The 24,399-nt window shown below is 37.8% G+C and carries 15 protein-coding genes; 11 read left to right on the top strand and 4 right to left on the bottom strand.

Annotation, left to right across the window (positions count from 1 at the left end; all coding sequences use genetic code 11):
- Positions 1-464: 464 nt before the first annotated feature.
- Positions 465-3,782, bottom strand: a complete 3,318-nt coding sequence (locus tag AC1DNH_RS12655) for a DUF4175 family protein (RefSeq protein WP_477581561.1) — start codon at positions 3,780-3,782, stop codon at positions 465-467.
- A gap of 471 nt (positions 3,783-4,253) precedes the next feature.
- Between AC1DNH_RS12655 and AC1DNH_RS12650 the strand changes: the two genes are divergently transcribed.
- The 9 genes from AC1DNH_RS12650 to AC1DNH_RS12610 all read left to right on the top strand — a co-directional run bounded on the left by AC1DNH_RS12650 (position 4,254) and on the right by AC1DNH_RS12610 (position 18,775).
- Positions 4,254-5,759 (top strand): glycerophosphodiester phosphodiesterase family protein, encoded by a 1,506-nt coding sequence (locus AC1DNH_RS12650; RefSeq protein WP_477610858.1) that lies wholly within the window; start codon positions 4,254-4,256, stop codon positions 5,757-5,759.
- A 170-nt stretch (positions 5,760-5,929) separates the two neighbouring features.
- Positions 5,930-8,299 carry a phosphocholine-specific phospholipase C gene (locus tag AC1DNH_RS12645; RefSeq protein ID WP_477625415.1) on the top strand — a complete coding sequence of 790 codons (2,370 nt, stop codon included), beginning with the start codon at positions 5,930-5,932 and terminating at the stop codon, positions 8,297-8,299.
- On the top strand, positions 8,296-11,274 hold the full coding sequence (locus AC1DNH_RS12640) for a ligand-binding sensor domain-containing protein (protein WP_477584363.1): 2,979 nt from the start codon (positions 8,296-8,298) through the stop codon (positions 11,272-11,274). The genes AC1DNH_RS12645 and AC1DNH_RS12640 overlap by 4 nt, the downstream gene beginning before the upstream one ends.
- A 35-nt stretch (positions 11,275-11,309) precedes the next feature.
- Positions 11,310-11,936, top strand: coding sequence for a response regulator transcription factor (locus AC1DNH_RS12635; RefSeq protein WP_215165074.1), 627 nt, complete (start codon positions 11,310-11,312; stop codon positions 11,934-11,936).
- Positions 11,937-12,041: 105 nt separating this feature from the next.
- On the top strand, positions 12,042-12,407 hold the full coding sequence (locus tag AC1DNH_RS12630) for a VOC family protein (protein ID WP_029278084.1): 366 nt from the start codon (positions 12,042-12,044) through the stop codon (positions 12,405-12,407).
- Between the two features lie 4 nt (positions 12,408-12,411).
- Entirely contained in the window at positions 12,412-13,278 is an 867-nt protein-coding gene (locus AC1DNH_RS12625; protein ID WP_477625414.1) for a helix-turn-helix transcriptional regulator, read from the top strand.
- 288 nt (positions 13,279-13,566) lie between these two features.
- Positions 13,567-16,680, top strand: coding sequence for a SusC/RagA family TonB-linked outer membrane protein (locus AC1DNH_RS12620; RefSeq protein ID WP_477583066.1), 3,114 nt, complete (start codon positions 13,567-13,569; stop codon positions 16,678-16,680).
- A gap of 11 nt (positions 16,681-16,691) precedes the next feature.
- Positions 16,692-18,149 carry a RagB/SusD family nutrient uptake outer membrane protein gene (locus AC1DNH_RS12615; protein WP_477610053.1) on the top strand — a complete coding sequence of 486 codons (1,458 nt, stop codon included), beginning with the start codon at positions 16,692-16,694 and terminating at the stop codon, positions 18,147-18,149.
- Positions 18,150-18,310: 161 nt separating this feature from the next.
- Positions 18,311-18,775 (top strand): hypothetical protein, encoded by a 465-nt coding sequence (locus tag AC1DNH_RS12610; RefSeq protein ID WP_477583060.1) that lies wholly within the window; start codon positions 18,311-18,313, stop codon positions 18,773-18,775.
- A 94-nt stretch (positions 18,776-18,869) separates the two neighbouring features.
- Here AC1DNH_RS12610 and AC1DNH_RS12605 read toward each other — a convergent pair whose 3' ends face one another.
- The 3 genes from AC1DNH_RS12605 to AC1DNH_RS12595 form a co-directional block, all read right to left on the bottom strand.
- The gene (locus AC1DNH_RS12605) at positions 18,870-19,439 is read right to left on the bottom strand and encodes a DUF2911 domain-containing protein (RefSeq protein ID WP_477610650.1); all 570 of its coding nucleotides are present in this window, start codon (positions 19,437-19,439) and stop codon (positions 18,870-18,872) included.
- A gap of 133 nt (positions 19,440-19,572) precedes the next feature.
- Positions 19,573-19,758, bottom strand: coding sequence for a hypothetical protein (locus tag AC1DNH_RS12600; protein WP_025141696.1), 186 nt, complete (start codon positions 19,756-19,758; stop codon positions 19,573-19,575).
- A gap of 72 nt (positions 19,759-19,830) precedes the next feature.
- Positions 19,831-22,335 carry a bifunctional glycoside hydrolase family 9 protein/polysaccharide deacetylase gene (locus AC1DNH_RS12595; protein WP_477610649.1) on the bottom strand — a complete coding sequence of 835 codons (2,505 nt, stop codon included), beginning with the start codon at positions 22,333-22,335 and terminating at the stop codon, positions 19,831-19,833.
- A 116-nt stretch (positions 22,336-22,451) separates the two neighbouring features.
- Between AC1DNH_RS12595 and AC1DNH_RS12590 the strand changes: the two genes are divergently transcribed.
- Both AC1DNH_RS12590 and AC1DNH_RS12585 read left to right on the top strand, forming a co-directional pair.
- Entirely contained in the window at positions 22,452-23,078 is a 627-nt protein-coding gene (locus AC1DNH_RS12590; protein ID WP_477584531.1) for a TetR/AcrR family transcriptional regulator, read from the top strand.
- Complete coding sequence (locus tag AC1DNH_RS12585; protein ID WP_477611298.1) at positions 23,075-24,394, top strand: TolC family protein; 1,320 nt, start codon at positions 23,075-23,077, stop codon at positions 24,392-24,394. The genes AC1DNH_RS12590 and AC1DNH_RS12585 overlap by 4 nt, the downstream gene beginning before the upstream one ends.
- The last annotated feature ends 5 nt before the right edge of the window (positions 24,395-24,399 follow it).

The following is a 24,399-nucleotide window of genomic DNA, read 5'->3' as shown; positions in this document are numbered from 1 at the left end:
AATTTAAAGTGATGAATAGGGGCTGTATCATAAATATAGAATTGTCATCCTGAAGGATAATTTATTTTATAAAAATCACTATGAGTGACGTATAATTGATTTCTTTTGCCATAAACCACGGTCTTGCCTCGGCTCGCCGCCGCCGAAGGGCTCTTTCTTTTTGGCATCAAAAAGAAACAAAAAATGCCGGCTGAAAATTTTTCTTTTGAAGCGAGTTGTGAGGCTAGAACAGTGCAGCCCGAAAAATTTGTTAGGCCGGATTTAAGTAGAACGGGGATACCGTGCTATGGCCTAGCTAGATGGAAATGCGAAAGTAGTTAAAATACTGATTAATAATAATTTGTAAAATTATGTCAATGGTCGCCTGTCGAAAGACCTGTAAGATGCCTTATAAAGCGTTTAGACAAGCTCAACGTGACAAATTCGATAAGAATCTAGTTCGACCACGATGAACTGTATGGGTATCATCGTTCCATATTCAACGATTTCAAATATTCAGCGATCTTGTTTTTATAGTAATAATTTAAGCTTGGAGGTAGTTTTTGCAACATATCATTACCACTTTGTTGCTGTTTTTTAAACTGATCGACCATTTTTTGATAAGATGGAGGGAACTCCTTAGCTGCTTTACTTTCCCGTTTAGCGTCTTCTTCCTGATCGCGTTCTGCTTTTTCTGCCTCTAATAGCTTGGTTAAGAGGTCTTTTTGCCTGTTTAAGGTTTCTTGTTGCAAACGTTTATTAACCAGATCGCTCTCGGTCTTTTTCATTTCTTTAATGGCTTCATTTAGGTTGCCCATTTTACCTGTGCCGTCTTTGTTCTCTTCACGATTGATCTTTTCGAGCGCCTGGCGGATCATTTGTTGCTGCTGAGCCATCTTACCAAACTCCTGGCTCATTTGTCCTTTGCCAACTTTTCCTTGATTATCTCCAGATTTTTGCATTTGCTCGCGGGCTTTTTGCATGCTTTTGTTCAGCTGTTCCTGCATCTGCGAAAGCTGCTTCATCCCTTGCTTTTGTTTCTTTCCACTGCCGCCCTTACCGTTTTTCTGCATATTTTGCAGCTGACTTAGCGCTTCACTCAACATCAAGGTTAGATTATTGATAGAAGTCATGGTAAACTGCTGAAAACGGTTAGCCTCAGGCGTTCTTCTATCACCCAAACTTTCCAAACTTTTATCCAGGTTGAAATTGATTTTGTTCATCTCCTCGTTAACTGTCGATTCTATCTGTGGAACGCGTTTGCTTAAACTATATAAGCTATCGGCGATCGTTTTAAGGTTATCTTTAATGCTACGCTGTTTCTGAACGTTGCTGGTATAAGAAGGATCGGCCGCGGTCATTTTCTTTAAAGCAAGCATTACTTTTTCCTGATCAAAAGAAGTGGTCAATAAGTTTTCCAAGAGGCGTCGCAACTCTTTGGCATTCAGGTTGTTTTCCATTTCTTCACCCTGCTGCTGCATATCGCTCATTTTTTTAGATAACTTTTCCATCTGCTCGCCAGCTTTTTGCTGTTTCTGGCTTGCATTTTTCGAATCCTTTTTATCTAAAGCATCTTTACTGTCCTGTTGTTCTTTTTGTATATCCTGCACATCTTTTTCAGGATTTTCGAAAGGATTAGGCCTTTCAAGCGACTGATTTTTTTCTTCCAGCTTTTTTAAATCATCTTTCAGGTCTTTCATCTCCTTGTTAAGTGCATCTTGTTTTTGCTTTAACGATTCATTGTCCTGTTTTTTATCTTTGGTTTGCTCAGCAAGTTCCTTTTGTTCTTTAGCCAGTTCGTTTAAACGATCGATATCGGTTTGAAGGTTTTGTTCAAATTCTAATTGTTTGTAGAGTTCTAGAATCCTGTCGAGTTCATTTTTAAGGGTTTTATTGTCCAGTTGCATTTTCGAGAGCTCATTCTGCGTTTGGTCCTTATTTTTCTCATTCATCAGGTTTTGCAGCTTTTGCAAAAGTTCTTTTGTTTTCTCATCCAGTACATTATCAAACAGGTCTTTAATCTGTTTCTGTTTTTCTAGGAGCTCTTCAGTTTGCTTTTGATCCTCCTGTTGCTGGATATTTTTATCGTTCTGCTCTTTTATTTCTTTTACAGCCTCATCAAGCTGTTTTTGTTTGTCTAAAAGGGCTTCAATCTGTTTTTTATCTTCGAAAGAAATCTGTTTTTTATCGATGAGGCTTTCGGCCACCTTTTTACTTTCTTTTTCGATGGTATTGGCCAGGCGTATGGCCGATTGCATTTTCTGTTTTAAAGCCTGGTTGCTTGCATTTACCTGTTCGGCAGTTTCTTTTTTAGTAGGCTGTTTAAAGGTTTTGATTTCCGATCGGGTAACTTTTGCGCCATTTACACCGTCGTTATCGGCTACTTCAAAATAATATTCAATTTCCTGACCAGGTTTGGCCGATGCTGTTTTTAAATCCCAGAAATAGAAAAAGGTATTTTCTGTCGCATTGCTTTTAATGGCAATATTTTTGGTAATTGTACCCACAATGCGGTTATTTTCTTTGATATTGTATTTAAAACTTAAGCGGCTAAAACCATAATCATCAGTAACCTGACCGCTGAAGTACAAGGCTTTGTTGCTTACTGAATCTGATTTTTCTTCAACAGAAATACTAGGAGATTGATCTTTAACAACCGTGATTTGATGCGACAAAGAATCTCTGAGCGTAACATATTGGTTTTTAGGTGTGATGCTATATTTTGAATTATTCCTAATGGTTGCATTAAAGGCTGATTCATTATCTTCAACTTTTAAAACATTTTCAGTTCCATTTAAAATAAAAAGCAGTGAACTACTCTGGCCAGTTTTAAAGTTCCAGGTAACTTTTGTGCCTTCGGGTAGGAGCATATCGCCAACATTGGCAATTAATTCTTGTTTTTTGCCCAGATAAGCAGGGTAATTTAAAGTCGCGGTTGCATTTAATAGTTCAGGACGCGGTTTAACCGAAACCGTAAACACCGACGAACTAAAGCCACCACCTTTAAAAACCAATTTTTTATCGCTCTGTATATTTTTGATGCTATACTTAAACTTACTAATGTTCTCCTTTTCGAGTTTATAGGTATTTTTTCCGTCTTCAACGTAAATTTCGGCAGGAAGTTCATCACCGGACAGTTTTACGTTTAGGGTTACATCATCACCCTGGGTAACTGTTAAACTTTTATTTAAAACCGTGAAACTGAAAGGCGCTTTAGGTGCAATGTATTCATCGTACTTAAAAAAACTAATTGTGCCCTCGCGTAGAATTGCAGGCGCGATAATAGCAATAAGCAGAATAATAGAAAGGGGAACAAAAAGATATTTTAAATATTTCCGGTTATCGTTAATGCTAACAGCGCTGTAAAATGGAACAGGTTTAAGCTCAAGGATCTTTTGATCGATACTCGCGAGAATGAGGTGGTTGTTTTCTGGATGATTTTCAGATAAATGATGAAGTTGTAAGGTGTTGAGCAATTTGTCCTTAATATCGGAAAAGTGATTTCCGATGATAACCGATGCTTCGTCGAAAGTAAGGTGTTTGCCCAATTTGAGCATTGAAAGTAATGGTTTGATAATTAGAAAGCCAATAAGTAAGGCCCCAACGAGTAAATAAGCAAAAAATACAAAGGTTTTAAAACCAGCGGTTGGATTGAGGTAATAAAGACTCAAAAAAACAAGGAGATATAGGCCTAAAAGTATGGCAGCGGCATAAATACTCCCGCGCAAAATTTTATTCAGGTAAAATTTGCGGATAAACTCATCTATCTTCCGTAATAAATCGCTGTAGTTATTGCTCACCATATCACCGTAAATGTAAAAATAGTTCTAATCAATTGAAAGAAACCATAGTAAGGTAACGCGTTTATTTCAAATAGTTTATCAATTGGGTTATATAGCTGGCTATTTTTGAAGAGGCATTTTTTAATTTGGAAAACAACGTTTAGCGTTTCATGGCGGTTTTCAGTCCCGCTTTTGCTGCAACAAAAGCAGAAAAAGCTTTTGGTTTCCGCTCCAATCGGGTTTATTTGACAAAGGATAAAGTATATGGCCAATTAGAGTAGATAAATATGTATTTTATATCTGTGTGCATCCTTTTTATCTGTGGTTAAACTACAGCGTTTAAATGGTACTTTACTGAACCTGTTATAGCACATTAATTTAAATATCTTTATCTTGTTTTTGTTAATACAAAGGTTACATAGATTTTAAACGGGTGTTCTTATAAAAATCTACTTTTGATTTTTTGTATAATCATATCATATCATATCATATATGAAACGAGTATTTATTTCTGCGCTAATGTTATTCATTTTTACCGCCTCTTTCGCTCAAAAATTTAACTGGAACAAAAACCAGGTAATTGCCCACCGCGGAGCATGGAAGAAAAATAATTTTCCTCAAAATTCTATCGCTTCTTTAAATGAAGCCGTAAAGCTGGGTTGTTATGGATCGGAATTCGATGTATGGATGACGGCAGATAATGTCTTGGTTATTAATCACGATCCAGAATTTCAGGGTTTGGTTATCGAGAAAGTAAACTATGCTGATTTATTGACCAAAACGATGAGCAATGGCGAAAAAATTCCAACGCTTGAGGCTTATTTATTGGAAGGTAAAAAGCAAAGAACAACCAAACTGATTTTAGAGATCAAACCTTCATTGGTTAGTAAAGAACGTGGAATTGAGGTGACCAATAAATGTGTTGAAATGGTTCAGAAACTCAAGGTAGTGGAGTGGACGGAGTATATCAGTTTTGACTACGATTACTGTAAAAGGATTTTAGCGCTCTTGCCAAAAGCAAAAGTGGCCTACTTAAAAGGCGAAATTAGTGCTGAGCAAATGAAAGCAGATAAATTAACCGGGGTTGATTATCATTTTAGTGTTTACCAAAAAGATGGGTGGATTGAAAATGCCCACAAGTTAGGCTTAACAGTAAATGCCTGGACGGTAAACACTGTTCCCGAAATTCAATGGCTTTTGGCACATCAGGTTGATTATATCACCACTAACGAGCCAGAATTGACCTTCGAAGAGCTTAAAAAAACACCTGTTGCAACGGGTTGGAAACTGAAATGGGCTGATGAATTTAACGATGCCGGATTACCATTAGCAAAAAATTGGAGTTACGATGTAGGTGGAAAAGGTTGGGGCAATAATGAGCTTCAATATTACACCGAAGCAGATAGTACAAATGCAATTGTAAAAAAAGGGAGTCTGAATATTACTGCGGTAAAAGCAGACAAGGAAAACAACCATTATACTTCTGCCAGATTGGTAACGAAAAATAAATTCGATTTTAAATACGGAAGGGTAGAAGTTCGTGCCATGTTGCCAAAAGGCAGGGGCTTATGGCCTGCCATATGGGCTTTACCAACCGAAGGGAAATACGGCGGCTGGCCAAAGAGCGGCGAAATCGATATTATGGAACATGTAGGTTATGATCCGGATAGCGTTCATGGAACGGTACATACCGAAAAATTTAACCACGTAATCAAAACGCAGGTTGGCAAGGCCTTAAAGGTTGATAATCCTTATACCGAATACCATATTTATGCGGTAGAATGGTTTGCAGATAGAATAGATTTCTTTATCGATAACCAAAAATACCTCACTTTTAAAAATACCAAAAAAGGGTCTGGCGATTGGCCATTCGATCAAAACTTCCACCTTATTTTAAATGTAGCTGTAGGTGGTGGTTGGGGCGGAAAAAAAGGAGTAGATGAGTCTATTTTCCCCGCAAGTATGAAGGTTGATTATGTAAGAGTGTTTCAGAAGTAAAGGTTTGTTAGCTCAAGAGTTCATCGGCCATTAGTTTATTAGTCGACGGTCATAATTAGATTGACTAAGAACTTCATGCTGATTAGCACTATAAATTAACTGTCGACTGAAAATTGCCAATTGACAACTGAAATTATAACTTGCGGTATCTAAGCTATATTGTATAATTTATGGACTCACGTAGAGAATTTCTAAAAAAAGCGGCCTTGTTTGCCGGAGCCACTGGTATGGCCAATACCTTGCCCAGTTCGGTATTAAAAGCCATGTCGATTAACCCTGAACCGGGTAGTACATTTTACGATGCAGAACACATTGTTTTCTTGATGCAGGAGAACCGTTCTTTCGATCATATGTTCGGTAAAATGAAAGGTGTTCGCGGGTTTAATGATCCCCATCCACACATTCAACCTGATGGAAACAAGGTATGGTTGCAAAAGGATGGCCAGGGTTATACCTATGCCCCCTTTCATGTGGATATTAACAAAACGAAAATCACCTGGCAAGGCGGTTTACCACATTCGTGGAATGACCAGGTAGCCGCACAAAATGGTGGCCGTTACGATAAATGGTTGCCCGTTAAAACACCAATGACATTGGCTTACTACGATCGGAATGATATTCCTTTTTATTATGCCATGGCCGATGCTTTTACCATTTGCGATCAGCATTTTTGCTCATCGCTAACGGGAACAACACCAAACAGATTGTTCTTTTTTACAGGAACCGTTCGTGGAGAAAAAAGTGCAAACCGGGTTGCGGTGGTGAATAACGATCAGGCCGAATCGCAAAATGATGTATTTGTAGATTGGCCAACTTTTCAGGAAACATTAGAAGATAATGGTATCGATTGGCGCATTTACCAAAACGAATTATGGACCTCCAAACTCCCGGAAGGTGAAATAGATGATTGGTTGGGTAATTATGGCGATAATCCTGTAGAGTACATCAGTAGACACAACGTTAAATTATCAGCTTACTTTAGAAAAAATGGCGATAATACCGTTAAACCAGCTTTAACCGCAAAAGAGGTTCAGGAGAAATACGATAAATTATCACAAAAGGAAAAAAACTTAGTAGATAAAGCGTTTACCACAAACATTTCTCAAAAAGATTATCTCGACCTTGAACCATTTACTTTTAAGAACGATCAAGGGAAGTCGGAAACGATTAATGTGCCGAAAGGCGATATTTTCCATCAGTTTAGAAAAGATGTAGATAGCGGAAAATTACCAACGGTTTCGTGGTTGGTTGCGCCTCAACGCTTTTCTGATCATACCAGCTCGCCATTGTACGGTACCTGGTATGTAAGCGAAGCGCTAGATATTTTAACCAAAAACCCAGAGGTTTGGAAAAAAACAATTTTTGTTTTAACCTACGATGAAAATGATGGGTATTTCGATCACCAGCCACCTTTTGTGGTGCCAAACCCTGATGATTCAACCAGCGGAAAGGTATCAGAAGGAATAAATTATGCCACTGATTTTGAAGCAAGAAAAGGAAGCCCGATCGGCTTGGGCTATCGTGTTCCTTTGGTTATTGCCTCACCTTGGAGCAAGGGCGGTTTTGTAAACTCACAGGTTTTCGATCATACGTCATCATTAATGTTTATGGAAAAATGGCTGGCTAAAAAAACAGGCAAAACCATTAAAAGTAATAACATTAGCGATTGGCGAAGGAATATCTGTGGCGATTTAACCTCAGTGTTCAGACCGTACAATGGAGAAAAAATTAAATCTCCTGAACCACTAAAACGCGATGTGGTAGTAACCAACATCGGTAATGCAAAAAACAAACCTGCCCAGGTTGGTCCTACGGCACTTAATAAAACAGAGGTTGCAAAAATAAATAAGTTCGAAGCTTTTTCTACAGAAACATCTAATCATGCCCCTAAACAGGAGAACGGAACAAAACATGCTTGTGCTTTGCCTTATCATTTAACAGTTGATGCAAATCTGGTTAATAATGAAATAGTACTTACTTTTCAATCGGCAAAAACCTTGTTCGGTAGCGAAATAGAAACCGTTGGTGCGCCTTTCAACATGTATACCATTGCCAAATTTAAAGGTGTTGCGGGCAAAACATGGGCCTATGCCGTAAAAGCTGGCGATGTGTTAAAAGACAGCATTAAACTGGATGATTTTGATAACGAAGTTTATGATCTTACAGTTAGCGGTCCGAATGGTTTTTACAGGAATTTCGCAGGAAGCAAAAAAAATCCTTCCGTTGTTATAAAAGCATATCCAGAGCAAGCTGGTTTGGTAAGCAAAAAACTTACAGGTACCCTGGTTTTCGCTATTGAGAACAAAGGCGCCAGTTTAGTTACGCTCCAAATTGTAGATAACAAATACAAATCAGGGAGCAAAACGGTAACAATTAAGCCAAAATCGGGTACAAATATCTCGTTTAATCTGGCTAAAAATGCGAATTGGTACGATTTCAGTATTGTGCAGGCGGGCAATACAACATTTAAACACCGATATGCAGGTAAAATAGAAACCGGAGAAATTACCCAAACCGACCCATACATGGGTAACGCATGATAAATATCCCCCAAAAAGGGGGATGGCTTTTGAAAGAAATTATGCTTATTTTGTATTACATGTGCAGTAAACTGTCTATAATCAAGATAAATTTTATAGTTTCTTTCATTTTGCTTTTTAGCCTTAAGCTATCGGCCCAAAGCTATAATTTTACCAATTACAGCCTTAAGGATGGCTTGCCTCAATCGCAGGTAATGGTAATTTATCAAGCAAAAGACAGGACGCTTTGGCTTGGCACTTTTGGTGGGGTAAGTAATTTCGATGGCAGGCAATTTACCTCGTACAGCAAAGCCGATGGGTTAGGATCAAATTCAGTAAACTGCATTACAGAGGATAACCAGAGCCAAATGCTTTTTGGTACTGAAACAGGTATCAGCATTCTTAAACGTGGAAAAATAAGCACCCTGTTTTCGGGTAAAGGGGTAAGCCATTTACTTAAAGACAAAGAGGGTGTTATTTGGGGAGTAAGTGAATATAAACTTTTCAAAATTGAAAAGGATAAAATCGTTTTTTATTCCATCGCTGGTAAAAATATCCATACCATAAACAGCGACAGTTCCGGAAACCTATATGCTGCTGCATCAGGAGTGGGTATTTATCAGCTTAAGAATAACAATTGGACAATCTACCAAGAGTTACCGCCAGCCATCAATACTTTATCTATCCGGAAGATCTTATTTGATAAAACGGTAAAGAATAAGGCCTATCTGTTAACCGACCATAGCGGAATTTATGTACTGGAGAACGGAATAGTTAAACCGTTTTTTAAAAAAGAGGGTATCGATACCTATTATTCCATCGCGCAGGATCATCGTGGAAATATGTGGGTAGGCTCTGAAAAAGGGGCTTACTTCATAAATAAAAATGGCTCAATCATTAATTTTAACGGAGAAAATGGATTGAGCGATAACCAGGTTAATGCAATATTTAGCGATGCTGAAAACAACATCTGGATATCTTGTTTTAGTGATGGTATTTACAAATATGAAGGCGATGCTTTTATTCGCTACAATAGGTTTAAGGGCAAGAACCTGGCATATCCAATAAGCGGAATAGCGGCAGATAAAAATAATAACCTCTGGTTTGGCACTTTTAACAAAGGTGTTTTTAAGTATGATGGTAAAGAGGTACAAAACATTGATATCCCCGCTTTTAAGGATAAAAAAATCTACTTCGTTTATGCCGATAAAGCAAAAAACATTTGGTTTTCTACCTATGGCAAAGGCATTTGGAAATACGACGGAGAAAAATTTAGCCAGGTATTAAAGCCAGAGAGGTTTGATAACAGCTCGATAGCTGAAGACGAGGAAGGAGGGATCTGGATAAACGGGTACATGTCATCTACTTATTTAAAGGATGGAAAAACCGAACGGATAAGTGGATTTGATGGCTATTTATCGTGTATTTATCCTTTGCAGAAGGATAGTGTGTTTCTTGGCACCTCAAATGGCGTTACACTTATCAAAAACAAAAAGATAGATAAAACATTTCGTATCAAATCGCTCACCAATGTGTACGTACTGAGCATTATAAGGCAGGGTGATAATTTGATTTTTGCTACGCTTGGCGATGGGATCATCACCTGGAATTTAAAAACGAAAGCCATTAAACGTTATGTTGTTGCCAATGGGTTAAACTCAAATGATATTTATAGCCTTGCAACCGATAATGAAAATAATTTATGGGCCGGAACAGGACGGGGGATTAACAAATTAACTTTTAATAGGCAACAACAAAGTTATGAAGTTTTTAGAGACCATCCGCTCATTGTAGAATGTAACCAAAACGCAATTATCAATTACAAAAACAGCATATTGGTAGGCACCATAAATGGACTTATTCAATGTAAAACCAATCCGCTTAGGGAGAACAAAAAGAATCCTTTTATCCATATTCAACAGGTTAGTGTTTTTCATAAAAATGATCGGGCAAAGGATATTTCAGTAGATCTGAACGGAAAAGGAGATAAATTTTATAAACTTAACTACAGTCAAAACCACATTTCGATAAGTTTTAAGGGAGTTTATCTCACCAATCCAGAAAGTGTACTTTACCGCTACAAACTGGTTGGGGTAGATAACGATTTCAGCAAACCTGTACCCAACACAGAGATCGAATACTCGGCCATAAGACCAGGTAGTTATACTTTTCAGGTTTATGCTATCGCAAATGGCCAGCAATCAAATATAGAACAGTTTAGCTTTACCATTGTACCGCCGTATTATGATACCATTATATTTAAGATTGGCGCATTTTTGGTGCTTATTTTCCTGATCTGGCTTATCTTTTACCTCATTTTTAAAACCAGAGAACGTAAAAAACATCAGTTCGAAAAGTTAAAGTTAAAAGAGCAAGAAAAAATAAGAAAGCAAACTGCAGAAGATTTTCATGATGATATTGGCAATAAACTGACCAGGATTAATGTTTTATCCGAAATTCTGGATAAAAAGGTAGCAGGAACCGAAAAAGAGCAAAAGGAACTGATCAGGCTAATCAGAGAAAACGCCAGTTTGTTGTATACCGGAACTAAAGATATTCTTTGGGCGCTAGACCCACATAGCGATAATCTTTTTGAGATATTGATGCACATTAAAAATTTTGGAATCGATCTTTTCCAAAACACGGGAGTTACATTTAAAATGGAAGGCGTGTTAAGCAAATATCAAAAACTACACCTATCGATGGAGTTTAACCGAAACCTAACATTAATTTTTAAGGAGATGTTAAATAATGTGTTAAAACATGCCAAAGCAAGCCAGGTGTTGATTATGGTTATTGAAACCGATCATGATACAGTAAACATCTTAACAACAGATGATGGCGAAGGTTTTGATCTTGAAACGGTACAAAAAGGAAGAGGATTAAACAATATTCAAACACGCTGCAAACGTATAAAATCGACCTTTCAGATTTCTTCTATAAAAGGGAAAGGCACCACTACAACAATTTCTACCAGAATTCCTGTTACAAAATAGCACTAAAAGCGTCTTAATTAAAACCAACCACAAAAATGAGCCAGAATTTACGAATTGTTCTAATCGAAGATGACGATATTTTAAGAATGGGTTATGAATCGTTATTAAGCGATGTTGAAGATTTTGTAGTCGTTAACGCCTATGCATCATACGATTTGGCCAAAAAATACTTAGAGGCCGATCATCCAGATGTGATTTTGCTCGATATCCAGATGCCAGGCACCAACGGGCTGCAGGCCTTACCTTTTATCAAAAAAGCCTTACCTAACGCGAATATTATTATCCTCACCGTTTTTGATTCGCCCGAATTGGTTTTCGAAGCTCTTACCATGGGCGCAGGTGGCTACCTCACCAAAAATTCGAGCGCCTCAAAAATTATAGATGCCGTAAGAGAAGTGAGTACCGGCGGGGGCGCCATGAGTACAAATGTAGCGCGCATCGTAATGCATTCTTTTCAAAAAAACCTGAATTCTCCTTTAACTAAACGCGAAACCGAAATATTAGATCGGATTGCAAATGGACAAACAAAATCTCAAATCGCAAACGATCTCTTTATTGATCAGGAAACAGTAAGAAGCCATGTAAAAAATATTTACATCAAACTCGATGTAAACTCCAAATCAGAAGCGATTAAAACAGCCAAAGAAAAGCGCTTTATTTAATCTATACCTATATTTTGCTAAAAAATAATGCGAAAATCACCCTTTTTGGGTGATGCTTCGGGTTCAATTTCAGTTTAATTTTACATCATACAATTAAACAAGGCAATGAACCAATCTGCAAAATTCTTTTACGTGCAAGTAAAGCAACTAAATGATGCAGATGCATTTTATGCCAACTGTTTAGGGATGCCAACAGAATCGACAATGATTTCTGAAAAGGAAAAAGGAATCATGGTTAAAGCAGATCACGAGACCAATATTTTCCTGTCAGAACAAAAGCATCAAAACCAGACCAATAAAATTGTATTAACAAGCGATGACTGTTTAGAAGATTACTGCAGACTAAAATCGAGAGGGGTTATTTTTAAAAACAGACCAGCTTACTTAAGTGAGGGCTTGAGTATCGAATTTTCTGATCCTTATGGTAATCATTTTATCATATTGGAACAACGTAACTACAATGAGGATTAATGTTATGAGGTACGTAAAAGAATTAAGCAATAGGAATAAAATTATAAGCGAAAGCACTTGTGAGGCTCTTTACGAGCAACAGAACGATGCTTATACCATTAAATTCGTTTTTAACGGAACCGAAAATTGCGAAATTAACAAGCGTAAGTTTAGCATTTATCCCGATACTTTCGCGGTAGTAAATGCCGGAACAAATTTTAGCAGCAAAATAGATTCGATAAGCCCGGTAAATACATTTTCCGTTTCTTTTGGCGAAAACTTTATTAAAGATTTTCACCATACTTTTTCGAACAGCAACGAGAGTTTGCTTGCCGGAAAAGAAGCTGGGGAAACACCTCCTTTTATCGAATCACTTTATCCTTTTTCTGGCGATATGCGCTTTAATGTGCTGCATTTAAAAAGTCAGCTCGATAAAGGTTTGAAAGACGAAATGCTGATTAATGAATACCTGTACCACTGTCTTTTAAACTATTATAAAATTTATGATAAAGAGGTAGCCCAGAAATTGGATAAACTCAGCTTTATCAAAACAAAAACCCGTGAAGAGGTTTTAAAAAGATTAACACTTGCTAAAGAATACATTAGTAGCAATTACAATCAAAATATAACATTAGAAAACATTGCCGAACAGGCATGTTTATCGGTTAACCATTTGCTAAGAACATTTAAAGAAGCATATGAGATTAGCCCATACCAGTTTTTAGTGCAGTTAAGATTAAACAGGGCTAAAAAACTATTGCAAACTACCACTTATTCCTTAAACGAAATAGTACGTTTAGTAGGGTTTGAATGCCCAAGTTCATTCATCAGGTTATTTAAACACACGTTCAATATTACCCCGCTAAAATATAGAAAGAGTAGGTTGAACTAATTATAAATAGTGATTTCTGCATATTTAGAATGTTAGGATGAAACTATTTTTGAAGCTCTTGCAGGACAATTTGTAGAAGTTTTTTCCTGTTTAGGTTAATAATGATTAAAAAAGCAAACTGCCAGGATTGGGGTTTGCTTTTTTGCGTTTAAAGCCTACTTCTATCCAGAATGGTGATTTTCGCACATTTTTGGATTTTCACAGCGCCTAAATTGCTTATTGATTTGGTTTCATGCGTATCTGCTAAAACTAAAGAACAAATTATTTACTAACTATTTATTTCGAAACATGAAACAAAAATTACTATTGATTTTAATGGTTGCGGTTTTGTCTTATTTCAACGCCCTGGCGCAGAATAAAACAATAACCGGAAAGGTGGTTGATGCTGATGATGGTTTACCATTGCCCGGCGTATCAATAAAAGTAAAGGGCACTACACAGCTGACCCAAACCACCGGACAGGGAACCTTTTCTATTACCATACCTTCAGATGCACAAACGCTAGTGCTAAGTTATGTGGGCTATACCGAGCAGGAAGTAAGAATAACCGGCGAAACGTTAAATATTCGCATGGTATCATCAGCTAGAAATCTTCAGGATGTAATGGTTATTGGTTATGGAACAGTAAAGAAAGAAAACTTTACGGGTTCTGCAGCGGTAGTTAAAGAGGACGTTTTCAAAGACCGTCCGGTTACTTCTTTTGAAAAGGTCTTACAGGGTGCAGCTGCAGGCGTTCAAGTTACCAGTGTATCTGGTCAGCCAGGCGCTACTTCTACTGTTAGGATTCGTGGAGTAGGTTCCTTCACCGCTTCAAGTACCCCGCTTTATGTAGTTGATGGTATTGCCATTACTAATGGCGATTTAAGTTCGGTTGCACAAACTTCTGATGTACTTTCCTCAATAAATCCCAACGATATTGCTTCGGTAACGGTATTAAAAGATGCGACCGCTGCAGCTATTTATGGTTCTAGGGCAGCAAATGGAGTTGTATTAATTACCACAAAACAAGGTAAAGCAGGGCAAACCAAATTAAATCTTAGCTCTAGCACAGGTTATTCCTACCAGGCAGTAGATAAACATGAGGTAATGGATGCCACCCAGTATTACAAAACCTATTGGGATGTTTATTATGCACAACGTTTAGCAGCAGGCTTAACACCTGATGCCGCGGCTACTGCAGCAAATGGATTAACCAATGCTAAATTGGTGGTGAATCCCTACAATACAGCAAATCCTTATGCTGCAAATGGTGTGCTTGCTAGTGGCGCATCATTGCTTTATGATACCGATTGGCGTGATGAAGTATTGCGTAGAGGAGTAACTAAAAATATCGATCTATCGGCCAGTGGTGGTAATGATAAAACAAAATTCTTTCTCTCAGGGGGGTATTTTGAGCAAAATGGAATTGTAATTAGGTCGGATTTTAAACGCTATTCAGGAAAATTCAATATCAACTCTGAGGTAACGGATTTCTTAAAAATCGGGATCAATAACAGTTTGGCCCGTACCGAACAAAATACACCAGCTGGAAGTACAGGTGCAGATAACCCGGTAAACTTTGCCGATCAAACAGCAAACATATACCCATTATATGTGCGCGATGCAAATGGGAACATTGTATATGATGCTACAGGAAGTCCGGTTTATAACTACATTAACCCGGTTACCCCAGATTTTAATCCGGTGGGTTTATCCAAGTTAAACGAATATAATACCATAACCAATAGAGTAATTACAAGTCCTTTTGCTGAAGTTAGATTTTTGAAAGACTTTACGGCTAAAAGTATGGTTGCAGTAGATTACATAAACAATCGTGAGCGTCAGTTTTATAATATGGAGCATGGTGATGGTGTTAGCGTTAAAGGACGCGCATACCGCTACTCAAAAGAAGATGTTACGGTAACTTTTCAAAATACGATAACCTATAATAAAACTTTCAACCTGCATAATTTTGATGTTTTATTAGGCCAAGAGGCTTACCGTTCAAAGCGTGATTTTAACTACTCGCAGGTTACAGGATTCCCTTTCCCGGGTACTAATGAGCAAATAGCAGCATCAACACCATCAACAGTACAATCTTATTATACTCAACAAAGGTTTGCCTCGTATTTTTCGCGTTTGCAATATAACTATGCAGGTAAGTACTATCTATCGGGAAGCTTAAGGAGAGATGGATCATCTGTTTTTGGAAACGATAATAAATATGGAACATTTTATTCTGTTGGTGGTGGATGGCGCATCGGCAGAGAGAATTTCTTAAAAGATGTGAGCTGGATTGATGAATTAAAGATAAGGGCCAGTTATGGTACGTCTGGTAATGATAGGATTGATCGCTACGCATCACAGGGTTTGTATGGTCTGGGTAAAAACTACGAAGGACAGTCAGGTATTAATTATGTTCAGCTAGAAAATATTAATTTAAAGTGGGAACAGAATTCAACTGTAGATATTGGTTTGGAGTTTGCCTTATTTAAAGGGAAAATAAGTGGAGAGGCCTCTTATTATAAACGAGGATCGAAAGGCTTACTGTTTGACCAGCCACTCACTCGGTTAACAGGTTTTGACAATTTGATAACCAATCTCGCATCAATGGACAATTATGGTGTTGAGATCTTATTGAATGGAAATCCGGTAAAAACTAAAGATTTTGATTGGAATATATCATTCAACATTACATCAAATAAAAATAAAATTAATGCAATGACCCAAAATGAGGTTATTGACGGTACCAAAAGATGGAAAGTGGGTGAAGATAGATATCAGTGGTATTTGCGGGAGTATGCAGGTGTAGATCCTGCAGACGGCAAACCGATGTGGTTTACTGATGAAATCGTGAATGGACAATCAACAGGTAACAAGATCACCACTAAAAACTGGTCTACAGCAACAAGATACGATGGTTTAGGTTCTTCATTACCAAAATTCACCGGAGGTTTTAATAATACCCTGAAATATAAAGAATTTGACTTAAGTGTATTTACTTATTTTTCTACAGGAGCAAAAATTTATGACACCTTATATGGTAACCTGATGCATAGCGGAGGTACTGTAGGTAAACAGCTATCTGTAGATAATTATAACAGCTGGCAAAAACCAGGTGACATCACTGATGTGCCACGATTTGTGATCAACAATACCGATTTAGGAAACAGCCAGTCAACCCGTTTTTTATACGACGGATCGTTTATGCGTGTTAAAAATATCACCTTAGGCTATTCTTTAAAGAAAAACTGGTTAGAATCTATCCATTTGTCGAATGTACGAGTATATCTGATGGCTGAAAATCCTTTTACATTGGCAAAACACAAAGGAATGGATCCAGAGTCGGCCCTTACCGGTTTAACAGATAACGATATTCCAAATGTTAAAACATTTACGCTAGGTCTTAATGTAGGATTTTAATTGATAAAGAAATGAGAATTATAAAAACATATAAAACGGCCTTATATGCCGGAGTGGTGTTGCTTTTTGTTGGGGCAACGTCATGTAAGAAGGAATTTTTGCAGGTAATACCAACACAACAGATCAATGCAAAGGATGCCTTTTCTTCTGGAGCTAAAATCCAGGCCGCCATGACTGGTATTTACGATCTAACTACTTTTTCGGGTTATACCAACAACATGATATTGAGTGTTGATGTTAAAGGGAATGATGTGATGATTGTGAGTGGTGCTGCAAATTACAACCGTTTTGTGGCACAATACCAGTTTATAGAAACAGTAAATAATGGCGATGCATACACATGGTGGCAATACAGCTATAAGGTGATTTCAAATGCAAATCAGTTTGTTGTTAATATTCCGGATGCTCCTATAAGTGATGCCTTAAAAACAGAATATTTAGCGGAAGCACGTGCATTGAGAGCTTATACTTACTTTTGGCTGGTACGTTGGTTTGCCCAACCTTACAGCGTAAATCCTGAAGCCCTTGGTGTACCCATTTTAAGAAAACCACTTGGACCAGATGAGACATCTCCGGCAAGGGATAAAGTAAAAGATGTATACGCTTTTATTATTGATGACTTAAAATATGCCGAAACAAATCTGCCAACAGCTGGCAGAACCAGCATTTATAGAATAAATGTGGCTGCTATTCAAGGTATGTTAGCCAGAGTTTATCTTAATATGGGTAATTGGGCAGAAGCAAGTCGCTATGCTAAGTTGGCACGCGCTGCAAAACCATTAAGTACAGCCGCCGCATTGTTAACAGGTTTTAGTAATCCAACTTCCGAATGGATTTATGCCATTAATGTAAGAACTGATGATAACCAAGGTTTCTTGGCAGTGTCATCTTTTTATGATCCTTATGACTCGGGCTATTCTAGTTTTAGAGTTACAGACGACTTTTTTAACTCTTTTGCTGCAAACGACGAGCGTAAAAAGCAATTTCTGGTTAAAAGTAGCCCAACGGCAGCTGCAAGTACCGCAGCATATAGAAGAAGGGGTGAGGGATACCTAATCAATAAGTTCGATTTTACGACCACCACAGCTAATAATCAGGTGCTAATACGCTCTTCAGAGATGTATTTAATAGAAGCGGAGGCAGAAGCAAGGTTAGGTAATGAACTAGCAGCAAAACAAGCTTTGTTGGCTATACAACAAAGGGCAGGAGTTGCAACAGTTATTTCTCTGAATACTGGCAATGCTTTGGTCGAAGAAATATTATTAGAGCGCAATAAAGAGTTGTATGGTGAAGGACATAAATTTTTTGACTTGTTGCGTACTAACAAAGGAGTTAATAGAACTGGATCTACGGTGCACTGGAAAATTGTAAATTTTGCATCTGGCGATAATAGATTAGTTTCACCAATTCCTCAGCTAGAACTAGATGCCAATCCAGTATTAAAACCACAACAGAACCCTGGATATTAGTGCTTTTTACTACAAAATTTAAGCGATAGAAAGCCCTTACAATTCATTTTGAAAGGGCTTTCTGCTTAATATCACATTTTAGTTACCTCAGCATTATGGTGTTATCGGCATATTATTTTCTTTTATTCCAGCCGACCTTTAATAAAAAAACACAGATAGTTATGAGACTAAAAGCTTTGGTGATTTTATTACTAGGTATTACAATCACAAATAATGTTTTTGCAGCTGAAAAACCAACTGCAAGCCATAAATCGGTTATCAATTATTATATGGACAGCTATATGAATTCTGACTATAAAAAGTTAAAAGCTGTTTTAAGTGAGGATGCTGTTTTTACGTCGAATAGAGATGTAAGGGTAATTAAACATAAAGCAAGTGATGTGTTAAATCAAATGAAGAAAAATGAAGGCGTAATTCAGAAAGATTGCAACATCAGCTCTTCAATCGTTTCTGAAACCGATGCCCTGGTAATTGCACGTGTAGATATTAATTACGAATTGTTTGATGGCGCACAACAAAACTTTGTGATTATCGAGAAAGATAAAGAAGGCGAATGGAAAATTACCCAGGTTTACAAAGTCTTTATCAGCAACGAAAGCGAGGCTAAAAAACTCGTTTCAAATTAAGATTGTTATTCTCAGGTGCGGAGAAATTAAAAAAGCGAACAAAACAAAAAAGTCCCGGCAATAACCGGGACTTTTTATTTTATTTCTTTTCGACTTAAAAATTAATTGGTAATTCTACCTGCGTTCTGTCCCAGCCAATAACCAGGTTTGCACCTCCCGTAATCTCTGTAAAGGTTAGAGAGAAATATTCGATCGGTTTAGCCATGGTTTTAACCGGAACATTTACACGAACAATATCTTTAGCCTGATTGTAAGTAAAAGCACCCCATTTATCGGTTTCGCTATTTACAATAATCGTCCAGGTATCTTTGTTTGGAATGGCGAATAAGCTATAGGTACCTGCTTTGATTTTTCTGCCGCCAATGCTTACTTTTTTGAAGAAACGAACTTCTGTACTTTCGTTGGCTCCAAAACGCCAAACGTTTCCATACTGTTCTAAAACGCCAAAAATATCACGTCCTTTTTTCTGTGGGCGCGAATAAACAATCTTTATAACCGGTTTTGTTGGGTCTCCAGCCTTTACCTTTGGGGCATTAAGGGGAAAATAAACAATATCTGCAGGACTTGGGTCTGCAACAGGAAATTTTACTTCAGCGGTAAGGGCCTGTTGAGCCTTTACGCTAAAACAAAGAAGAGCGAAAACAACAATGAAGATATTTTTCATTTGTAGGTTTTTGTTTTCAGTAGCGATGAGCAATCATGATTTTACGGCTATTGGTAAAATCATAACGGTCTCATGTGCTGTGGAATTAAATTTTTTAATCCTTAAAGGATCTAATTGTATAAAGGACTAAAAACTAGTATTTTCTTCCTTTTACGATAGCGTTTAAAAATAAGCCTGCTGTTAACAAACCTAAAACACCACCTAACAAAGCGAAAATGTAGTTTTGCGTAATGATTGCTCCAGTTAAAACTCCGAAGAATAAACCTAAAGCATAATATAACCAGTTGAAATTATTGCTGCTGTTCTCTTGTACACTCATGTTTTTTGTTATTTGGAGGCAAAGTTAATATTTATTTTAAATTTTAATTTGTCATTGTACCCAATATTCTAATTAATTATCAATTCTAGCCAATTTATAATCAGCCTTTTTCAGATAAGTAATCAATTCTGCCAACTTGTTATAAAATTTATCAGTTCTTCTGGCACCGGTACCGATGTGCAACAGCAAGATAAAACCATTTAAACCATTGGGTTTTGTTTCGTTAAAAGTTGTAATCGATTTGTATATCTCATCGCTCGATCGATAACTTTTTCCCATTTCGGGGTAGGTATAATCAGCATTAGATCGTGTGCCCGGAGTGAAATTAATCAATTGTAAACCCTGTGCTTTGGTCCAGTTGGCTATGGTTTGGTTGTACCATTCGTAAGGAGGCAAAAAATAGCCCGCCGCTTCTTTGTTAATCCCAAAACCTGCCATTGCCTGATAATTGTTACTTAAATCGGTTTCGAAATCTGTTCTTGTAACCAAGAGACTATCGCGTTTATTCCAATCACAGTACAATAAATGCTTATCAGAATGTGGACCGAGATAATGCCCGGCGTTTTTTAGTTTTTTGATCAATGATTGGAAATTAGGGTTCCGATAAAAATTTCCGGTAAGAAAAAAGGATGCTTTAACTTTCTCCCGTGCCAGCACCTTGCTTATTTTTTCGCCGCCATCCGCATATTCGTCACCTGTAAAAACCAGGTAGATTTTCTTTTGGGTAGAATCGCCCCGAATGTTCGCACCCAGGCTATAAGTTTTATGGTCGGGTAGGGGTTTAGCCTGCGCTTCCTTGGCCGCTAGTAAATAAATAAGAGATGCCGTTCCGTCCATTGTGGGTTCATTGGTGCTATAATCTCCATAATCATCGTGGTAAACGGCCAGGTCGCTCTGAAAGTCAGCATATTCATCAGCATCATTGAGTTTGATCCCGATTAAACCTTTATAAATATTAGTGTAAACGGGTCCATCAACCAATCCGCCGTTTATGGGATAATTCTTTAAATGGGTAAAGGCCGAGTGTGGATCGCTTGGTGTATCTCCCCATTGAGGTAAGCCATAAACCATACTCGTTCCCCATGGATTACAGCCAAAAAGCCAATCGAAATTAGCCTGATCCAGCTCGCTATAGGTTTTATCGCCGCTTAATGCCGAGTACCAGCTACACTGTATGGCAAAGGCAACCGTTAAATTATTGCTGCACCAAATAAACGGAACACCACGGTAAAAGGCATTGTTTTTTGCACGGCTCCAAACTTGCTTTATCCCTTGTTGATAATAGTTGATGGCTGTTTTATCGTTCGAATCTTGCTTAGCGATTTCGTAATGACCAAGGTTGATGAAAGGATAATATTGATAATGCGCTGCGGTATCTTTTTGTAGCCAGGGCGTGATGCTTTCTTGCTGGGCGTAGTTTAAGGCCTGTGTCATTTTCTTTTGATCAATCCTTTCTCTTCCGAAATTGAATGATGTTTCGGCGAGTTCCATATCATCAACCCAATTGTCTTCAGCATAAATATAGGGCGATTTTACAGAGGCTGTTTGCGTTACCCCAGGTTTTTGTAATGCAAATTTATAGGCTGTTTTGGCTTTTTTAACAAGTAATCTGGCGTAATTACGATCTACATCTTTAAATAAAACCGATCCTAAATTAAAAGCACTCGTAAATTTAGCTGCAGTAGAGCTGGTACCGGTGGTGTTGTTCATAAATTTGCCCCGCTGCTGTGTTTCGCCGGTAATAAAATAGAGCGGGCGCTCAAAACCTTTTCCATATTGACTGTCTTCTTTTGGAATCCGCATATTGATGTGATCACGGTCATCGGCCAGTTGGTTGAACATGATATTTTTTTGTGGGTGCATTTTCAACAACCAATCCAGTCCCCATTTAGCTTCGTCCAGAACATCAGCAAGGCCGTTTTTTCCATTCAAACCATTCGCCATTTGCCTATCGCTAAACACTTGAGGGAAGTCGCGATAAGCCATTAGTAGGTGATAGGCTGCATTTGCTGAAGTAGTTGAATATTGGAGGTAATCGCTGGCGTCGTGCCAACCACCAGAAGCATCAAAATGTGTACTGTCTTTAATGCCTGCTTTGGCGCCATATAAAACAAAGCCATCGTGGGTATGGCAGCTATCCTTTAAGTACGGATTAAAACCGCTCCGTTGCTGGCGCATATATTGTAAACAGAAATCTGCTGCACCTTTATACACATCGTTATTGATCAACAACAGGGGAGAAACAATACCATTTGCCCTGAGGTAGTAACTCCCTGCACTTTTAAAATCACTGAAATTCAATCGGGCGGTTTGGCTAAAAGGACCATAGCTGCCGAAGTTTTTAATATTGGTTGAGGTATAAACAATTTTATTGGTTTCCTTTTCTACAATTTCGAATTGGGTAGGAATTTCGCCTGTTTTGCTTACCCATACTGCAACTTTAATACTTTCGGTGGGGTAACCGAGCAAATTGATTCTGATCCAACTCTGTTGGACTTTTCTTTGGTTACCAATAAATGAACATAAGAACCATAGGGCAAATGAGAAAGTTGTGGCTAAAAAGAACTTATTTTTCATTGTGACTGATGATTATTTCATTTAAAAATAGGGTTTTATCAAGATAATGTAAAAGAAGTGGGTAAACATTTGGAAATTAATCAATCGTTTGATTAATTTTGTGTCGTTAAAAAGAAATGAAAACAGAAAAAGTAGATAAAAGACAGGCCATTCTCGAGGCAGCTGAAAAGCTGTTTTGCGAGACCGGGTATGAGGGTACCTCCACCCGCCAGATTGCCAAGGAATCTGGAGCAAACATGGCGATGATAAATTATTATTTCGGTTCTAAAGAAGGGGTTTTCGTAGAGATTATGAACGAGCGTATTGCTGGTTTTGCTTCTCAGTTAAAAATCATCAATGAAGATAAGATTTCGGCATTAGAAAAATTGCACAGGGTTATAGAGGGCTATGTAAATAGGATACTGAATAACACTGCGTTTCATAAAATGATGCACAGAGAGCTTTCTTTAACTCAAAGGCCAGAAATGTATGATAAGATAAAAGATGCCATGAGCCACAACATGCAGCTTATCGATCGCATTATTACAGATGGGATTGAAGATGGGACCTTTAACAAGGTTGACGTTCGTATGGTAATCGCCACTATTATGGGCACCATAACCAACATTGTTATCTCTCCCCATAAGGTGATATCGTGCTCCAACTTCGACTTGAACAATCCGAAAGATAAAAAAATGATTAAAGAGCGGACAGTCGCTCACTTACAAAATCTAACAACAGTTTATTTAACAACAAAAAAATGATACCCAGATCAATAAGATTAATGCTTGCGGCGTCATTAATTCCGGCAGCTTTATTTGCACAGAGCTCAAAAGAATTAAACATTAACCAGGCAATAGAACTTGGCATAGCCAACAGTAAAAACTTAAAGCTTTCTCAAAACAAGATCGATCAGGCTGTTGCACAGCTGGAGGTTGTAAAAGACAATGTTTTGCCTACGGCAAACGCAAGTTTTATGTACAATCACGCTGAAATACCAACTACTACCTTTACATTACCCGGTAGCGAATCGTCTTTCCACTTGCCTAAAAGAGCCGATGCTTTTGTGGGAACAGCAGCAGTACAAGAATTGGTATATGGTGGTGGTAAATTAAGGTACGCTAAAGAATCGACCAAATTACTGGCCGATGTTGCACGTTTAGATGCTGATAAAAGCAAAGAAGAAATTACGTATGCTGTTATTAATACCTATTACGCTTTGTACAAAGTATTGCAAAGCAGAAAAGTGGTTGATCAGAATTTAGAATCAATTGCCGCACAGATTAAACAGGCACAGCGTTTCTTCGAGCAAGGTATTGTAACTAAAAACGATGTGTTGCGTTTCCAATTGCAACAGGCAAATGTTACGCTAACTCAAATGGATATTGAGAGCAACCGTAAAGTGATCAATTATAACCTGGATATCTTATTAGGTTTACCAGAAGATACCGAGGTGAAAATTATTGATCCTACTTTAGGTTTAAGAGGAGCGGGTTCTTTAAACGAATATATTGGTTTAGCAATGGCTAACCGCCAGGAGTTAAAACAACTTGATGTGCAGAACCAAGTTGCCGATTTTAACATTAAAACCATTAAGGCAAATACATTGCCTACCGTTGGTGTTGGTGCAAATTTATATTACATTAATCCAAGTGGTAATTTTATCCCGCCAACCAACCAATATTTAATGCCCATTACATTAGGCGCAACGGTTTCCTGGAATTTCGGCAACCTTTGGACAAACAAGAACAAGGTAAGCGAAGCGAAAATTCAACAAAGTGCGATTACCATTCAGAAAGACATTTTGTCTGACCAGGTAAAAACAGATATCAACAAAAACTTTCAAGGTTACCAGGTGGCGATGAACAAAATCCAGGTATTGGAAACTTCAATTGCACAAGCAACAGAAAACGATAAGTTATTGGCATCTAAATATAAAAACAATGTGGCTTCGGTTACCGATCGTATCGATGCTGAAACCTTATTGTACCAGGCAAAAATAAACTTAGAGATAGCTAAGGCAGACGCAGGTTTGGCTTACTATACCCTATTAAAATCAACAGGAAAAATAACGCAATAAATACA

The sequence above is a fragment of the Pedobacter sp. 01N310 genome, from assembly GCF_056399805.1.
This window is presented reverse-complemented; position numbering and strand designations above follow the sequence as displayed.

Bases quoted from the DNA above. Each gene is read 5' to 3' on its own strand.
- AC1DNH_RS12655 (WP_477581561.1), bottom strand. From the start codon at position 3,782: ATGGTGAGCAATAACTACAGCGATTTATTACGGAAGATAGATGAGTTT.
- AC1DNH_RS12650 (WP_477610858.1), top strand. From the start codon at position 4,254: ATGAAACGAGTATTTATTTCTGCGCTAATGTTATTCATTTTTACCGCC.
- AC1DNH_RS12645 (WP_477625415.1), top strand. From the start codon at position 5,930: ATGGACTCACGTAGAGAATTTCTAAAAAAAGCGGCCTTGTTTGCCGGA.
- AC1DNH_RS12640 (WP_477584363.1), top strand. From the start codon at position 8,296: ATGATAAATATCCCCCAAAAAGGGGGATGGCTTTTGAAAGAAATTATG.
- AC1DNH_RS12635 (WP_215165074.1), top strand. From the start codon at position 11,310: ATGAGCCAGAATTTACGAATTGTTCTAATCGAAGATGACGATATTTTA.
- AC1DNH_RS12630 (WP_029278084.1), top strand. From the start codon at position 12,042: ATGAACCAATCTGCAAAATTCTTTTACGTGCAAGTAAAGCAACTAAAT.
- AC1DNH_RS12625 (WP_477625414.1), top strand. From the start codon at position 12,412: ATGAGGTACGTAAAAGAATTAAGCAATAGGAATAAAATTATAAGCGAA.
- AC1DNH_RS12620 (WP_477583066.1), top strand. From the start codon at position 13,567: ATGAAACAAAAATTACTATTGATTTTAATGGTTGCGGTTTTGTCTTAT.
- AC1DNH_RS12615 (WP_477610053.1), top strand. From the start codon at position 16,692: ATGAGAATTATAAAAACATATAAAACGGCCTTATATGCCGGAGTGGTG.
- AC1DNH_RS12610 (WP_477583060.1), top strand. From the start codon at position 18,311: ATGAGACTAAAAGCTTTGGTGATTTTATTACTAGGTATTACAATCACA.
- AC1DNH_RS12605 (WP_477610650.1), bottom strand. From the start codon at position 19,439: ATGAAAAATATCTTCATTGTTGTTTTCGCTCTTCTTTGTTTTAGCGTA.
- AC1DNH_RS12600 (WP_025141696.1), bottom strand. From the start codon at position 19,758: ATGAGTGTACAAGAGAACAGCAGCAATAATTTCAACTGGTTATATTAT.
- AC1DNH_RS12595 (WP_477610649.1), bottom strand. From the start codon at position 22,335: ATGAAAAATAAGTTCTTTTTAGCCACAACTTTCTCATTTGCCCTATGG.
- AC1DNH_RS12590 (WP_477584531.1), top strand. From the start codon at position 22,452: ATGAAAACAGAAAAAGTAGATAAAAGACAGGCCATTCTCGAGGCAGCT.
- AC1DNH_RS12585 (WP_477611298.1), top strand. From the start codon at position 23,075: ATGATACCCAGATCAATAAGATTAATGCTTGCGGCGTCATTAATTCCG.